At 64.6% G+C, this 16,001-nt stretch carries 11 protein-coding genes; 1 reads left to right on the top strand and 10 read right to left on the bottom strand.

The window, feature by feature from the left end:
* Positions 1-25: 25 nt before the first annotated feature.
* The 9 genes from JKL45_RS00600 to bcsN form a co-directional block, all read right to left on the bottom strand.
* Positions 26-1,699 carry a methyl-accepting chemotaxis protein gene (locus JKL45_RS00600; RefSeq protein WP_312896893.1) on the bottom strand — a complete coding sequence of 558 codons (1,674 nt, stop codon included), beginning with the start codon at positions 1,697-1,699 and terminating at the stop codon, positions 26-28.
* Between the two features lies 1 nt (position 1,700).
* Positions 1,701-2,306: a chemotaxis protein CheW gene (locus JKL45_RS00595; protein ID WP_201859173.1), complete on the bottom strand. Its 606-nt coding sequence runs from the start codon at positions 2,304-2,306 to the stop codon at positions 1,701-1,703.
* Positions 2,303-3,745: a CheR family methyltransferase gene (locus tag JKL45_RS00590; protein ID WP_201859172.1), complete on the bottom strand. Its 1,443-nt coding sequence runs from the start codon at positions 3,743-3,745 to the stop codon at positions 2,303-2,305. Before JKL45_RS00590 ends, JKL45_RS00595 begins: the two co-directional genes overlap by 4 nt.
* Positions 3,745-4,251 (bottom strand): chemotaxis protein CheW, encoded by a 507-nt coding sequence (locus JKL45_RS00585; protein ID WP_201859171.1) that lies wholly within the window; start codon positions 4,249-4,251, stop codon positions 3,745-3,747. The genes JKL45_RS00590 and JKL45_RS00585 overlap by 1 nt, the downstream gene beginning before the upstream one ends.
* 96 nt (positions 4,252-4,347) lie before the next feature.
* Positions 4,348-6,459 carry a tetratricopeptide repeat protein gene (locus tag JKL45_RS00580; protein ID WP_201859170.1) on the bottom strand — a complete coding sequence of 704 codons (2,112 nt, stop codon included), beginning with the start codon at positions 6,457-6,459 and terminating at the stop codon, positions 4,348-4,350.
* Positions 6,435-7,481, bottom strand: a complete 1,047-nt coding sequence (locus tag JKL45_RS00575; protein ID WP_201859390.1) for a family 8 glycosyl hydrolase — start codon at positions 7,479-7,481, stop codon at positions 6,435-6,437. The genes JKL45_RS00580 and JKL45_RS00575 overlap by 25 nt, the downstream gene beginning before the upstream one ends.
* A 62-nt stretch (positions 7,482-7,543) precedes the next feature.
* Complete coding sequence (locus JKL45_RS00570) at positions 7,544-10,117, bottom strand: cellulose biosynthesis cyclic di-GMP-binding regulatory protein BcsB (protein WP_201859169.1); 2,574 nt, start codon at positions 10,115-10,117, stop codon at positions 7,544-7,546.
* 9 nt (positions 10,118-10,126) lie between these two features.
* Complete coding sequence (bcsA, locus tag JKL45_RS00565; protein WP_201859168.1) at positions 10,127-12,322, bottom strand: UDP-forming cellulose synthase catalytic subunit; 2,196 nt, start codon at positions 12,320-12,322, stop codon at positions 10,127-10,129.
* A gap of 164 nt (positions 12,323-12,486) precedes the next feature.
* Positions 12,487-13,455, bottom strand: coding sequence for a cellulose biosynthesis protein BcsN (gene bcsN / locus JKL45_RS00560; RefSeq protein WP_201859167.1), 969 nt, complete (start codon positions 13,453-13,455; stop codon positions 12,487-12,489).
* A 358-nt stretch (positions 13,456-13,813) separates the two neighbouring features.
* On the opposite strand from bcsN, the gene JKL45_RS00555 reads away from it, so the two are divergent.
* On the top strand, positions 13,814-15,001 hold the full coding sequence (locus JKL45_RS00555; protein WP_201859166.1) for a multidrug effflux MFS transporter: 1,188 nt from the start codon (positions 13,814-13,816) through the stop codon (positions 14,999-15,001).
* Here the strand turns inward: JKL45_RS00555 and JKL45_RS00550 are convergent.
* The gene (locus tag JKL45_RS00550; RefSeq protein ID WP_201859165.1) at positions 14,992-15,888 is read right to left on the bottom strand and encodes a LysR family transcriptional regulator; all 897 of its coding nucleotides are present in this window, start codon (positions 15,886-15,888) and stop codon (positions 14,992-14,994) included. The two genes, JKL45_RS00555 and JKL45_RS00550, sit on opposite strands and share 10 nt — an antisense overlap.
* Positions 15,889-16,001: the final 113 nt, after the last annotated feature.

The raw sequence follows: 16,001 nt of genomic DNA, 5'->3' as shown, positions 1-16,001 counted from the left end.
GCGCTCAAACCCCGGTTCCGTCCCGTTACAAGCGGTAGCGCTCGGCCAGGCCGAGGAGCTGCTGTGAGAGCTGGGAGAGATTGGCCGCCGCCGTGTCGAGCTGGCGGGTGCCAGCGGCCGTCTGCTGGCTCGCCTGACGGATGTTCTGGAGCGCGCCCATCACCTGCTCGATGCCGAGCTGCTGCTGGTTCGTCGATGCCACGATCTGCTGGAAGGTCTGCACGCTTTCCTGGATCTGGCCCGAGATGCCGGTGATCGTCTGCTGCGTGATGTCGGTGCGTTCCTTGCCGGCGGTCACGCGCTTGACGGCCTCTTCGGTGAGCATCACCGACGAGTTGATCCCACGCTGGATGTCGCCCAGGATCGAACGCACCTGCGTGGTCGCGTCCTTGGCCTGATCGGCAAGCGTCTTCATCTCGGACGCGACCACCGCGAAGCTGCGGCCGTTCTCACCGGCGGCTGCCGCTTCGATGGCGGCGTTCAGCGCCAGAAGATGCGTGCGCTCGGAGATGTCGTTGACGGAAGCGATGATCTCGCCGACGGCCTGCGTCTTCTCACTGAGCGCCACGATGTTTTCCGCCACCGCCTCCGCCTGCTCGCGGATCGCATCCATGGCGCGGGCAGTGTCGTCGACCGCCTGAAGGCCCGCCATGCTGGTCTGCGCGGCAGCCTGGGCGGAGGCGATGACCTCCTGGGCTCGCTTGCCGATCTGCGCACCCGAATGGGTGATCTCATCGACGGTTGCGGCGGTCTCCTGAACGGCAGCGAGCTGCTCCTCGACAGAGGCGGCCTGCTCCTGGGTCGAGGCGCGGATCTCCGCTGCGGCCGCGTTCAGGTTTTCGGTCGCCTCGCGGCTCTGTCGCGCGAGCTGCCGCAGGCCTTCGACCATGGAGTTGAGCGTGGATCCGAGATGCCCGATCTCATCCTTGCCGGCCACGGCCATCTGGCCGCCCAATTCGCCGCGACCGACCCGCTCGACGAAGCCCATGAAGGCATTGAGCGGTGTAATGATGGACGAGCGCAGGAGATAGCTGATGATCAGGCTGAGCAGCGCCGTGCCCGCAAGGGCGATGATGATCGAGGTTCTGCCTCGTTCGTAGATCTCGCCGGCCTGCCGCTGCCCGACGACATTGGCCTCTGCCAGAACGGCTCTAGCGCTGTCGAGGGTTCTAACCCATTCACTGCGCAGGGTATTCAGCGTGGCTTGGGTTCTCTGCATGGTAGCGAGATCGCCGCTCTGAAGTTCGGCGAATTGACGTTCGCTGGAGGCTCTCAACTGGCGAAGGCCTTCGTTGGCCTCCCTGAGCAGTTCCACGATCCGCTGCCAGGCGGCTCCGCGCTCCGTGGAAATCGATTGTGCAGCGAAGCCGCGCGCCATGGTCGTGGCTTGGGCGATGTCCGTTTCGGCCTTCGCGGCCATGCGGGTCCATTCCTGAACGAGGGTCTCGAAGGACGCCTGCTGTCCGAGGGCACGAAGCAGGTAACCCGCCATGATCTGCTCGCGCAGGCTGCGCATGACATTCTGATCGTCGTCGACGAGTTCCAGCTGGCGTATCAGGGAAATATCGCGCGAGACGATCCGCTCCGCAGTCTGGCGGACCTCGTCGAGCCGGTTGATGGAGTAGACACTCAGCCCGATCATCAGAGCGACAATGGCGGCGAAGCCGAGAAGAATGCGGTTGGCGATCGAGATCGTCACGTCAGACTCCAGGAACAGAGGAAGAGGACAGGAAAGGGCGCAGAAGGCGCTCGGTATCGAGAAGGGACAGGGTGTCGCCCGGGTCGCCGGCGGTATCCTGCACGCGGGCATAGCCGGTCACCGCATCGGTTCGGAAGCCTGTGGCATCCTCATCGGTCAGGAGACGGATGTCGGCGACCGCATGGGCGCGTTCGACCCTGAGAGCCACCTGCGGCTGCTCCCGGCGGAGCAGCACGAAATGATGGTCTTCATTCTTATCCGAGGATGGCTCGATGCCCAGCGCGAGCGCCAGATCGATCACGCTCACCAGCCGCCCGCCTCGGCCGAACAGGCCGACCAGGGCCGGCGGTCCATCCGGAACAGGCATGTACTTCTGAGGCGGCAGCACTTCGGCCACTGCCTCGATCGGGATTCCGAAGCGCTCGCTGCCTGAGCCGCAGACGAGGGCGCGCGGCAGCGCCTGCGCCGGAGAAGCCGCATCCTTGCGCCGCGACGCAAGGCCCTCGGTTCTCTCATCGAGGATATGCTGCACCCGCTCCTCGGCTGAGCGGATGCCGCCCCTGGCGATCTGTTTCAACTGGCGGCGCGCCGATCTTGCCATGGTCATGCCTTCCGCCTGGAAGGCGTTGCCATGTCGAGGTGGATGCGGACCAGGTCACGCAGCTCCTTCGCCGTCATCCCATCCCCTTCGTCGAGCGGGTGGTCGTCAGCCATGGCTGCGACGCTCTGGGCTGCGTGGGTGAGGGAGCGCCGTCCGGGGGCCGGTTTCCCTTCATCGAGCAGCAGAAGTCCGAGGTTGTAATGAGCCATGGCGAAGTTTTTATCGAGGTAAAGGCTTTTAAGGAAGCTTTTCTCAGCCTCCGCAGAGCGCCCGAGCGCCCGCAGGATGAGGCCTTGGTAAAAATGCAGAGCGGCGTTCAGCGGCTCGGTGGCGAGAGCCTTGCCGCACAGAACTGCCGCCGCGGCGAAGTCGCCCGCATTGGCCCGTGTCCTGATATCGCCGAGGAGGTCCCCTTTGGCTTCAGGAAGGAAAGGAAATGATGTTTTCTGTGCCGCCTTCGCAAGGCGCGGCTGGGTTGAGCTTTGGGCCCGCGCTGCAGGCCTCGGCTCAGGCACAAGCGGCCTCCAGTCCTGCAGGGTGGCCTTGGATTGCAGCGGAGCAGATGTTGACAGCGGCGCCGTGCCGGCGCCACGCCGGTAGGCGACCGTTCCCGGCAGGTTCAGGGTCTGCATCATCGTCGAGAAGACAGGATTGGGCTCGGCATGGCCCAGCAGCATCCAGCCATCCTCGTCCATGCGGTCGCGTAGGGCCCCGACGATTTGCGTCACCGTGTCGGGATGGAAGTAGATGAGGACGTTCCGGCACAGGATCAGGTCGAAGTCGGTGAACTCCAGCGGCGATGTCCCGTCGAGAAGGCTCAGCAGGTTGTGCCGCTCGAAGCGGACCATGGAGCGGAACTCCCGCCGCACCTCCCACTGCTCCTTGCCGGTGTTCAGGAAGTATCGGTCACGCTGCTCATCCGGCATGGAGCGCAACGCCCATTTGCCGAACCGGGCCTGACGGGCCGCTTTCAGAACATTGTCGTTGATGTCGGTTCCGAGAATGCTGACGCGCCAGGTTCCGAGGCTCTCGCCCAGGATCTCATTCGCGAGAATAGCGAGAGAATAGGGTTCGGCTCCGGTCGAGCATCCGGCGCTCCAGATCCGCAGCCGCCGGGTGGCGGCCTTTCTTTCGATGATCTCGGGCAGGATGGTCGCGCGCAGGGCTGCGAACTGCTCCGCGTAACGGAAGAAGAAGGTCTCGCCGATGGTGATCTCGGCCTCGAGCTTTCCCCATTCCGCCGGACCCGAGATGGGATCCTCCAGCAGGGTCAGGTAGGCGCTAGAGTCGGACAGGCCCGTGGCGCGCAGACGCTTGCGCACGCGCTCCCACAGGAGGTCGTCCTTGTCCTGGTAGTAGAAATGTCCCGTGCGCTCGATCACGCGGCTTTTCAGGTGAGGAAAGCCGGCGTCGAGCAGGGGAACAGGATCGGGTCGTGCGGCCATCAGGCCGGCACCGCCCATTCGTCGAGACGGTTTTGCGCCTGACGTCCGAGCTCAGCCAGCGCCTGCTGTTCTTCCGCCAGCAGGATCCGCTCGGCGGAGAGGAGATGAACGAGCCTATCGCCCCAGGTGACCTCGGCCTCGATGCAGCCGTTCAGGGTCTCCGCCTGGTGCACGTCCGAGAGTTGCGTGGCATTCACCGTGGCGACATCCAGAACGCGATCAACAAGAAGCGCATTCGGGCCGGTTGAGCCACTGGCTCCGATCAGGATCAGGTGGCGGTAGAGATCGGACTCCGCCTCGTCCTCGCCCTTCTGAAGGCCGAACAGCACGTCGAGCCGGAGGACAGGAACCGCATCGCCGGCAAGATTGAAGAACCCGGCCACCGGCCGGGGCAGGACTGGCGGACGCCACAGCCGGGGGAGCGGCAGGAACTCGCGCACGGCGCTCCGATGCAGGGCACAGGCAGTGCCGCACACGTCGAAGATGATGATCTGCAGGCTCGCCATGGATCAGATTGCTGGACGCTGGTTCCGGAGGAGGGGTGAAGCCCTTGGTGAGCATTAGATAGGCAACAGGCCGCCTCCGGCAACCTCGTTGACGGGCTACTGGGACACCTGGTCGGTGACTTCCAAAACGGCGTTCAGGCCGATGCTGGCCTCTTCCGAGTGACCGGTCCGCTGGACGGCCCGGAAGACCTGCTCGGCATCCTTGTAGCGGCCGAGATTGAAATACGACCAGCCGCGAATCAGCAGCAGATCGTTCTGCTCCGGCACGAGCCGTGCCCGCTCGCTCAGGGCGAGAAGGGTTTCCACGTAGCGCTTGTCGCGATAGGCGGCCAGGGCCCGCTGGGTCAGGATTGACGCCCCGAGCTCCACCTGGCGTGACCGGGTCTGCGGCGCCTCGGCGGCCGCGATGGCGGCCTCCGATGTCAGGTTCTTGCGCAGGTAAGCCAGGGACTTGCCGTAGGCTGCCTCCTCGCGGGCGCGCCCGCTGCCGGTGGAAATCGCCCGGTCGAAGGCGGCAACGGCCTCCAGGGGGCGGTTGATCTCCATGAGGCACCAGGCGCGGGTGAGAGCCGCATCGCCCGAGAGACCGGCGGGATTGGCCGTCATGGCGCAGCTGCGCCCCAGGACGGAGCGGGCCTCGGACTGCCGTTGCCGCGCCGCTGTCTCGGTCCGGACGAGTGGCTGTTCGATCTCGACACGCTCCACGGTCATTTGGCGCGGAGCGGCTGGGCGTGACGGGGCAGGCGGCGCGACGTCCACCTCGGCCCGGGGCTGGGCCGGAGCCGATTGCCGCCTGGAGCCAGGGTTGGTGCCGTCCGCGAGATCGGCAATGCGCTCAGAACGCCCCCGCCATTGGGCGACAACGGCGTTGAACGCGGCACGCTCGTTCAGGCGCTGCGTGGACAGGGCAAGGCCATAGGCCGAGGGTTCGCTCTCGGGCTTCCAGCCGAGAGCGGTGCGGAACCAGTCCCGCGCGGTTCGGATCTGCTGCGTGTTGTAGGAGTACCAGCCCAGCGCCTGTGCTCCGTCGGAGAAGCGTTGCGTCGTCACGACCGGGACGATCCTGGCTACCACTTGAGAATCGAGCCGCGGCGCCGGATCCTGGCTGAGGAGCGCCGTGGCAATGTCCAGGTAGATCTTCATGTTTTCGGGCGCGCGCTCGCGCCACTCATAGGCAAAGGCTTCGGCGTCGTTCAGCCGCTCGAGTGCCCGCAGGGACATGGCATAGCCTTCCGCCGCCTTGGCGGCGCCGTTGCGGTCGAGGGCCGTCTTGAACAGCTCGAGCGCCCGCGCCGGATTGCCATGGTGGTAGTTGTACCAGCCGAGGATCAGCACGGGGCCGGCCTCATTGGTGTTCCGGATCAGCCGCTCTACTGCCGCGAGATCCTCTGCCGATGCAGTGGTCTTGCTGTCGAGTGAGGCCCGTTCGACCCGGCGGCGGGCCAGCTCGTCGCGGATGGAGCCGAAATCGTCCGGGGTCTCGCCGGTCTTGCGCTCGAACTGGAGCAGATCGGTCACCTGCTGTTCGGGCAGAAGGGTCAGGGCCTTCTGCAGAGTCGCGAGGCGCTCGGCCGGGTTGGCGCAGTTCATCAGAAGGTAGGTATAGACATCCCGGGTCCGGGTGGGCTGATCCGTGCGAGCGAAGGCCTCCGCCACGCGCCAGAGCACGTCCACGTTGGTGCAGGTGAGAAGTCCGGGCGACTCGGTGGCCACCGACAGCACGGTCTGCCATTGGCCGGAATCGGAAGCATTGACCAGGCGGCGGCGCGCTTCCACGGTCTCCAAAGCCGTGACCAGTTCCTCCGGGGGCTTCCAGTTTGCGTCCGAGGCCTGGCGCTCGGCGATGGCGGCGCGGACTTCGGCGATCCGGTCCTCGCGATAGAGATTCCAGAGGCGCTCGATGATCGGATCGGGCGGCGGCGCTGCGGCACCGGCTGAGAGCTGCGACAGGTCGCTGGGCGGATTCCAGTTGGGATAGAGCGCCCGCAAGCGGGCGATCTCCGCATTGACCCTTCGGGTATCGCCCTGGGATGCGAAGTAGCGAAGAGCGGACTCGTCGACCTGCGGCTGGGAGCCATTGGCGGGAGGCGCCTCGGATTGCGGCGATCCGGCGGGCGGCTGGGAACCTCCGGGACCGGTCTGCTGCGCGATGGCTGCAAAGCCCAGGATCAGGATCGCAGTCGTTATGGCGCTGCCGACGAGACGCATTGCGGATATTTCTCACCCAGCAGGGATTTCGCCAAAAGATACAGGGTGGACGGATAATAGAGGCTCGGCTCAAACGTCCTCAGCGCTGCCGGAACAGGCGTTCCTTCGAGCACACAGGCCAGAGCGGCAGGCAGAATGGCGTAGCCTTGGTCCATCAACCGTTCCCGGATCTGTCCGGTCACCACGTTGACTACGGCAACCCCTTCATTCTCCGCAGACCAGCGCTGCTTGAGGGCTCTCAACCACTCCAAATCAGTCATCCCTGCTCTCAACAGGTAAAGCGGTATCCTTAAGGAGTTGTAACCGAACTCCGGCGGGAAACCGTCCGCGGGCTTCGGCTGCAATCCGCTCTGAAGGGAGAGCCAGTCCGCCGGAAGCCGCACGCGGCCTGAGGTCGCCTGCTGCAGAAGCATGACCCCGTCGCGCCAGATGCGGTTCCATTCATATTCCGGCGCGAGCGCCGCCATCACGGGGAAAGCCTCGAAAACCCAGTAGGAGAGGTTCACCACCGGACCATCGGGACGATCGCCTGCACCGAAGCCGTGGGCGCCTGGCAGAAGGATGAGGGAGCGGTTGCTGCGACCGAACGTGTTCTTGCCGATGGCTTTGGCGAGTTTCTGCGCCGCAGTGGTGTAACGGGGCTCCTGCCAGACCTCGCCGGCTTTTGCCAACGCATAGGCGATGAGGAGATCGCCGTCGGTGGCGTTGTTGCGGTCCGTCACCCTGGGCTTTGCGCCGGGATCCCACTTCCAGACCGCCAGACCGTCATCCCGGATAAGCAGTTCGGTGAAGGTGAAGCTCCAGATCTGCTCGAAGGAGCGCCGGTCGGACGCGGCCAGGGCGAGAAGAAGACCGTATCCCTGACCCTCGCTGTGGCTGATATTGCCGTTGGCCGTGTCGACCACACGGCCGCTGTCCTCGACGAAACGGGAGCGGTAGGCCTCCCAATCCTCCGATGAGACGGTTCCTGCAATCTTCGGCGGCTGCACGGAGAGGCTTTGGGAAGATGCCATCGGGGCCATGACGAGGGAGAACATGGCGAGGAGCCACGGCAGGAGCGGAGCAAGGCGCGGCACCCGGCGCGTCATGAGCGACGGCCCAATCGGCTCAGGAGCAGGGCGGTTGCGACGCCGAGGAACGTGCAGCACGCCAGCATGACGAGAGCATATTGGAGGATGTTGGCGGACATCCAGTTCGCCGCAACGAGGCGAAGATTCGTCAGCGAGGGCGGCTGCGTCTGCACGAAGCGATAATCGCTGATGGGCTCGATCTGCAGCTTCACTTCCCTCGGCTCCAGAGCGATGGCGCGTCCCGAGACCTGAGACCAGAGCATCGGATTGGCCAGACGGGCCATCTCGTCCGCAAGCGCACGATCCGTACGGGCGGTGACGAGAGTCCAGACCCCTGCACCTTCCGTGCGGCTCTGCGCCATGAGCAGGGAGGCTCGCTGCGGCGGTTCATAAGGAGCGTCGGTGCGCTCCTCCAGCCTCAGCGATGACATGGAGAGGCTGAAGGTCTTTTCCAGCCAATCCTGCACGGCGCCGACCGTCTGCTGAATGATGCCGCGGCGCTGAAACGTATCCGACCAGCGCCTGCGGACCTCGTCGGTCGAGGCCGTGGCCACGCGGTCGGGCGATGCCTCGCTTAGGGGCATGGTGAAATCCGCGCTTGCCGTCTGTGGCGCTCCTTTGCCTGCGACCGGCGTCGAGGGCCACATCATGCGCAGATGCTCCGTCACCCTCACGCGGCTGAGCATGCCGGGCGGGATCTGGTCGACGGCGCCGATGAACAGAACCGACTCGTCCTCCGCGGAAGCCGCATTGGCGAATTGCGCCCGCACCGGCTGGCCGGCGTTGCGCGCCATGCGGGCGAGCAGGGTTCCGGCGGCGGACAGGTTCAGCGCGTCGGGGCGCGCAAGGACGACGGTCGTGGGGAGGTCCTCGTCCGAGAAACGACCGGCGCCGAGAACCGCCAGATCGGGCAGACGGCCGATCCGCCCGAAATTCGGGAACTCCAGCGTGGTCGTGTCGAACAGCACGAAGCGGTTCGTCTCGGAGAGAGTCTCGCCCGGTGCGCAGCGCGCGTCCGCGTCCGTCATCAGGGCCGCCTCGATGGTGACGCGGTTGAATCCGGATTTGAAGTTCTTGAGCGGCACCCGAACCGTATGCCGGCGGACGATGTCCCCCTGCGTGGTGATCGTCATCTGCGTGCTGATCATGCCGTTGACGAACACGTTCACATGGCTGCCGGGCCGAACCGCCGACGTGTAGGCCGCATCGAGATGCAGGATCGCTTCTCCGTACTCGGTGGCATAGAAATCGGACGGGAGATTGATGGCCATATCCGCCTTCAAGCGTCGGCCAGAGAATTCCTGCGTCGGCACGCCGAGATCGGCAAAGCGGAAGGATTGATCGCCGAAGGCTGTTGGAACCTCGGGCCAGTGCCAGGAAGCCGTGTCGATCACCCCGCGCTCGGCGTTGAGAGGATTGACGCCCTGAGCTCTGACGATCCCGATCGCCGTGTCGAGATCCTGCCATGTGGGGCCTGCGACCACCAGGGTCGAGCCGATGGAGCCGGGCTCCTGCATCATCATGGTCAGGGGTTGCGTCATGGCGGCATCCGGAATGCCGGGCACGAGGCCGCGCAGCTCGCCGGCAAGACCCATGGCGACCTTGATCGTCCCGACGGGCGAGGGACCCGGATCGGATTCCATGACTTGGATCTCCGGATGGGCATAGCGTCCGCGCAGGGCAACCGTCTGCACGAGACGCAGCAGCCGGTCCCGGATCTCGGGCCTGTAGATCTTGGGCGCAACCACCCGGATCGTCGTGACGCCTGCGGTGTCGACGCCTACGGCCGGCAGATCGTCCAAGCCGCGCAGGGTCTTGGTCGCGCCCTCGGCGAAGATGAGACGGGTGGAGGCTGAGTCCACATCGGTCCAGAGCTCATAGGTGGCCGCGACGGTGCAGTCCGTCCGATGGCGCTGGAGGGCTTCCATGCGAATGATGTTCTGCCCCGGACGGAGCAGGCCCTGGCGGATCGAAGCCGTCACGCGCTTGATGTCGTTCGACGAGGAGACCGGCGTGTCGAGCACGGATTCGCCGTTGATCGCGATCCTCAGGCGAGAGCCCTCGGGCATGACCACAACCGCGTTCTTGTAACCCATCGAGAGAGTGGTTCCGCTCGCGGCTTCGTCCTGCGTGAGATGGAAGGTCCATGACCGGGCGTCCGTTTCACCTTCGAAGCGGAGCGTCTCGAAGGGAAGGATCGGCCGCTCGATGCGCACGGCGCTACGCGCAGCCGGAGCATTCGTGGCGACCGGCGCGCGAACGGGCGGGACAGGCGGGGAAGCACTTCCAACGGCTCCTGCCGGAGGAGCTGTATTGCGCGGTCCCATGCTGAACGGTGCGGCTGTGCCGGCGGGTGGAGCCGGCTGCGGTTCTGCCGGTCGTGGAGCCGGTGCTGCGGAAGGGGGCGAGCCGGGCTGGCGCATGTCGAAGGGTGAGGCTGGCGCAGCCTGACTTGGCGCAGGAGCGGGGGCCGCCTGAGGGGCGCTCGTGCCGCCGGGCGCCATGTTGAACGGCGTCGCCTGGGCGAAGGCGCTCTCTGCTCCCATGGCTTGCAGACCGAGCAGGAAGAGGATCAGAACGCGGCGCACGGCACACCTCTACTTGACGGTTACGGCGACGGAGGGGGCCGGAGGGGAGGAGCTGCCGATCCGCTGCAGGCCGAAGAAGTAGGAGAGGCCCCGGCCGGTCTGATAGAACGCCACCATGAAGAACCAGAGCGTTCCGCGCAGCACGCCGATATCGTAGTGCCGGTTCCTTTGGAAATCGCTCCACTGATCCGCATTGGCGAAGACGAGGTCGGCAATCATCTTCCGGTGCTCGGCCTTCTCGGTCACGAAACGGCATCCCAGCAGCAGCCCTTTGTCGTCCATACCGACCTTGCGGATCTCCACCGGCAGATGCTGAACCGGAAGGTTGGCGAAGGGCTGGAACTCGAGGGTGCCGGCGGCTCCCTTCTTCAACCTGGGCTCGACCGAGGGAGGCACATGAAGCCGTGCGCCGCCGACCGACACGTCCTTCAGAACCGCATCGATGACCTCGTCGCCCATGACAAAACGGCAAGGCCGCTCGACCCGGACCCGGTGGCTCAGGCGGCGCGTCGCCCGCTCCGACACGACCCCGAGAGCGCAGCCTGCGATGATCAGGTTGAGGATGTTCCAGGCTCCCGTGACGAGGGTCAGGTCGGCCTTGTAGGGCTCCGCCCAGACCCGCACACCTGTGGCCACGACCCCGAGGAGCAGGATGCCGAAGATGATGAAATAGGGCGTTCCTAGTTCCGACACCCGGCTCTCGTCCATGGTCTCGTTCTTCGACGTGACCTTGAAGGTGGGCTTGCTCGGATTGGCGATCACCGACAGAATGGCGGGCAGAAGGTAGATCGTCTGCACATATTCGTAGAGATCCGAAATCCATGGCCAGCGATAGCGGCCATAGAGGTAGTTCTGCATCATGAAGTTCACCATCATGTAGGTGAACGTGTAGGCGAAGAACTCGCCTCCCGATGCCGTGAAGATCTCCAGCGAGAAGAACAGATAGCAGAGCGGCGAAATGAGAAAGCAGAACCGCGAGAACGGGAACAGCCAGAACATGCTGCTCGACATGTAGCACAGGCGCTGCGACAGCTTCAGGCCCCGCTTGAAGGGCGGGAACTTGTAGCGGAGGATCTGCATCATGCCCTGAGCCCAGCGCGAGCGCTGGCCGATGAAGCTGGCGAAGCTGTCCGGCTGCAGGCCGGCGATCAGGGGCTTGTCCACATAGGCGCTCGTCCAGCCGCGGGAATGGAGCTCGAGAGCGGTTTCGCAGTCTTCCGTGATGCTGACGCCGCTGAAACCGTTGGTCTCCTGCAATGCCTCGCGCCGGAGCACCGCGGCCGAGCCGCAGAAGAAGGCCGCATCCCACTTGTCCAGGCCGCGCTGGATGACGCCGTAGAACATCTCGTTCTCCGACGGCATGGTCTGGAACGTGCCGAGATTGCGCTCGAGCGGATCGGGGTTGATGAAGAAGTGGGGCGTCTGGACCAGAAACAGGCTCTTGTCGGCCGTGAAGTAGCCGACGGTCTCGGTCAGGAAGTTCCGGGCCGGGGCATGGTCGGCATCGAAGACGGCAACCAGATCGCTCGTGGAATGATCGAGGCCGTTGTTGAGGTTGCCGGCCTTGGCGTGCAGGTTGCGGGCGCGGGTCAGGTAGCGGACGTCGAGCGCAGCGCACAGGGCCTGCAGCTCCGCGCGGCGTTCCCTGGCCTGCTGCGCGGCGAGCGCATTCGGAGAGCTGCATTTCTCATCCGTGCCACCATCGTCCAGAAGCCAGACCGTCAGCTTGGCCTGCGGATAGGTCATGGCCTTGGCGGCCGCAAGCGTCGTGGCCAGAAGGTCGGCGCCTTCGTTGTAGCTTGGAACGAAGACATCGACGGTGGGCAGGTTATGCGGGTCGATCTGGGGCGCCTTGCGCGAGGGCATCGGGCTGGAGACCACGAAGAGGCTCAAGAAGAGCATCATGACGCTGTACATCTCGGCCAGGTACAGCAGAAAGCCGGGGATGAAGTTCGCCACTTCTGTGATCGGCGGGATGGTGCTGGTGGTCCGCCAGAAGACGTAGCGCAGCACAATTGCGGTGCCCAGCGCCAGGGCGATCTGGCGCCAGATGCCTTGGGCTCGAAAGAACTTGATGATGATCATGCAGGCCACGACGGTGAGGCCCGCAACGAGATGCGCCTGAAGGCTGATGGGAAGAACGACAAGCGAGACAATCAGGATCGCCGCCACTGCCCAAAGGGCCACGATAAGACCTGCTCGCATTTGTCCGGATTCTCGGCTTGAGTGTTCGCGTGGGAGAGTGCACGCTTAATTCAACCCTGGAGCCAGGTCTATTAATATATCTCTATCTTTGCTTAGGCCTATTGTCACATCGGTAAATAAATCGATATATAACGTTATTACATATATATAACTAGACTTGGCTTTTACTCGCTCGGTGGCGGTGGCGGTGGCACCACGGGGTAGCCGCCCAAGGGCGCTGTATTCTGTGGCACGGACGGGGTAGGAATTGCAGGCTCGACCGTATCCTTGTCGATCACGCGTCCGGACATTTCCTCTCGCATAGGCGAGCGGCGGGTTTCCGTGGACAAGACACGCCGGCGGATCACAGTAGCGTCCTCTCGGGCGTTGAGGCCCAGCGGATACATCGGCGCGTCGGCCTGCCCGAAGCCGGCGGGCGGTGACGGCGGATCACCGTAGGGATTCCACGATTCCTGGCGGTAATAGGCCGCGATCGTGTAGCCATACATGACCCGCAGGAGCTGATCGACGCTGGCATCGGCATCGCACAGACGCAGGCGGACCGAGATCGCCCCGCCCGGCACCAGAATGGCGGGCTTGTCGGGTTCGATCTGCTGCCAGGCGTAAAGGCAAAGGTCGCCCGAAGCGGAGCGTCCCGTGGCAAATCCGAAGGGGCCGAACTTGTTCTGGACGTAGACCAGGGACGTCTGCATCTCGACCCCGGGGATCCGCTCCTCCATCTCTCTCTCGATCCGATCAGGAGTTAGAGGAGACAGTGAGAGCGTTTCCGGGATCTCCATGCTGCTCGCCGTGTTGTTGAGCAGGCTCACGTAGAAGGCGTTCTGTCCGCTCGTCCGCGAGGCCGTCGACAGGGCGATCTCCTGCGAGATGCCGTTCTGGTAGGTCCGCTGCAGAGCAGCCACGACGGAGGGACCTCCCGGTGGAGGGACGACGATCGCGCGGGTTGCAGGAACCTCAGAGTTCAGGGTCGCATAGTCGAGATCGGAGCGGCCTGCGCACGCGGCAAGGCTCATCAGAGCGGCTGCGGCGGTGAGCAACTTCAGGAACCGGCCAAGGCCTCCCGGGCGCCGATGGCCACAGGTCATGCAGGCCTCGGACGCTGCAGCGCCGAAGTGCATCTGATTCCCAGGCATCGAAGCAATCATGCGGAACGCGGAACCTCTGGTGGCCAGCCGACCAGCCGAGGCAGGTTCGGCTCCAGGGGCGAACCCCGGAGCGGAAGGCCCATTCGGCTGGATGTTTAACCAGCTATGACCATTCATGGTTAACGAAGAGTAAGCATCTTCGGGGACGCGGACTATAATCCGGCCTCGGTAGAGGCTTCGCCTTGACCTGCCCATTGGACGGCATACAAACGGCCCATCGCCCTCAGGAACGATCAGCTCCGGGCGCCTCCCGGATCTCCTGATGATATTGCTGAGCCCTTCCGCCGAAGCGGGTAGGCCAATGTCTCGGTCCTGGCCATGGGCCGGTTTGAAGAAAGCCTTTTCGATGAAGTCCGCCTTTTTGCGCAACGCGCTCATTCTCGGGATGCTCTCCGCCGTCGGGCCGTTTGCCATCGACATGTACCTGCCCGCCTTTCCGGCGATTGCCCGGGAGCTTCAGGTTGATGTGAGCGGCGTACAGATGAGCCTGATGAGCTTCTTCCTGGCGGTTGCCATTTGCCAGATCGCCTATGGGCCGCTCTCGGATCGGTTCGGGCGCAAGCCGCCGCTTTACGCCGGACTTGGACTATTCGCGCTGGCGAGCATCGGCTGCAGCTTCGCCCCGAATGTCGAGACGCTGATCGCCTTCCGCTTCCTGCAGGGCGTCGGCTCGTGCGCGGCCATGGTGATCCCCCGGGCGATCATTCGCGATCTGCATACCGGCCATGAGGCGGCCCGCCTGATGGCCACTAGCATGCTGGTCTTCAGCGTCTCCCCGATTCTCGCGCCTCTGGCCGGAAGCGCCCTGACGGCGTTCTTCAGCTGGCGCGTGATTTTCTGGGCCATCGCGCTCATCGGCATCGGCGGTCTTGCCGTCGTGCTCTTCCTTCTGCCCGAGACACACAAGCAGGATCAGGGCAGGGGAGGCATCGGACAGGCTTTCAGAACCTATGGTGCTCTCTTAAAAGACCGACGCTTTCTCGGCCTTGCCTTCATCGGCGGGTTCAGCCAGGCGAGCTTCTTCGCCTATCTCGCCGGTTCGTCCGTCATCTTCATCGAGCATTTTGGCATGACGCCGTCTGCCTACAGCATGATCTTTGCGTCGAACGCCATCGCGTTCATCGGCAGCGCCCAGTTCAACAGCACGTTCATGCGCCGCTTCGGCGCCGAACGGGTGGTGCGGTTCGCGATTTCCTGTTTCTCCGTTCCGGTGACGCTGCTGTTCGTGCTGACGCTTCTCGGCGTCGACAATGCGTTCGTCCTGTGGGGTCTCCTGTTCCTGTCCTTCGGCTGCCTGGGCTTCGTCATTCCTTCTACGGCGGTGCTGGCCCTCGAGGAGCACGGCCCTATCGCCGGCACAGCCTCGGCGCTCATGGGCACTCTCCAGCTCAGCACGGGTGCTGCCGTCATTGCGCTGGTCAGCGCCCTCTACAACGGTACGTCCGTGTCGATGGTGAGCGCCATCTTCGTCTGTGCCTGTGTGGCCCTGACCTTGAGTTTCAGGACCATGAAGCCGAAGCGGATTTATCCCTGACGGGTCTGGTCCAGGATCCAGTCGCGGAAGGAGCGCAGCAGCGGCGTCTCCGCCTTATGCTCCGGGTAGACGAGGTAATAGGCGCCGCCGCTGACGAGGCTGTTGGGGAACAGGATCTCCAGGCGTCCAGATGCCAGCTCGTCCGCGATCAGGAAATGCGGGATCAGGGCGGCGCCGAGGCCCGCTGCGGCGGCCTGAGCCACCATGGCGAATTGCTCGAAGCGCGGGCCGCGCAGGGGATTGCCAATCTCCACCCCAACGCTGGCGAACCACTCCGCCCAGGCAGTGGGGCGCGTGCTCTGCTGCAGCAGCGTGGCGCGGGTCAGGTCCTGCGGCGAGCGCAGGTTCTCGCGCTCCCGATAGGCCGGGCTGCAGACGGGAACCGCCTCCTCGGTCCGCAGCAATTCGCAGACGGCTCCAGGCCAGTGCGGCTCGCCGAAATGGATGGCGGCGTCGAAGGGCTCGGCGGCAAAGTCGAAGGGCACGAGCCGCACGCCGAAATTGACCGTCGCGCCCGGATGCTGGGCGAAGAAGCCGGGAATGCGCGGGATCAGCCAGCGGGTGCCGAAGGTCGGCAGGGTGGCGAGGTTCAGAACACCGGTCGTGCCCGAGAGCGCGATGGCCTGATGGGTGGCGTCGGACAGCTCGGACAAGGTGCCGCGCACCTGGGACGCATAGAGGCGCCCCACATCGGTGAGCACCACCCGCTGCCGCGAGCGGCTGAACAGCGAGACCCCGAGCGATTCCTCCAGCTGCTGGATCTGGCGCGAAACCGCGCTCTGCGTCAGGTTCAGCTCTTCGGCTGCCCGCGATACGCTGCCATGGCGGGCCGTGGCCTCGAAGGCCAGGAGATTGCCCACATTGGGCAGGAAGCCGCGACGAAACACCTGTTCATTCCGGTTGAGAATAACCTGCTGCAAAGATGTCGATTTACTTTTAGCCTGTCCAGCGCGATTTTACCGCTCAAATTCAATGGGTTTGGCTGGCCTGATGCCGGCGC

Origin of the sequence: Microvirga soli (assembly GCF_016734765.1) — a bacterium.
Taxonomy (GTDB): Bacteria; Pseudomonadota; Alphaproteobacteria; order Rhizobiales; family Beijerinckiaceae; genus Microvirga; species Microvirga soli.
The sequence above is the reverse complement of the archived record's forward strand: the minus strand, read 5'-3'. Positions and strand labels throughout refer to the sequence as shown.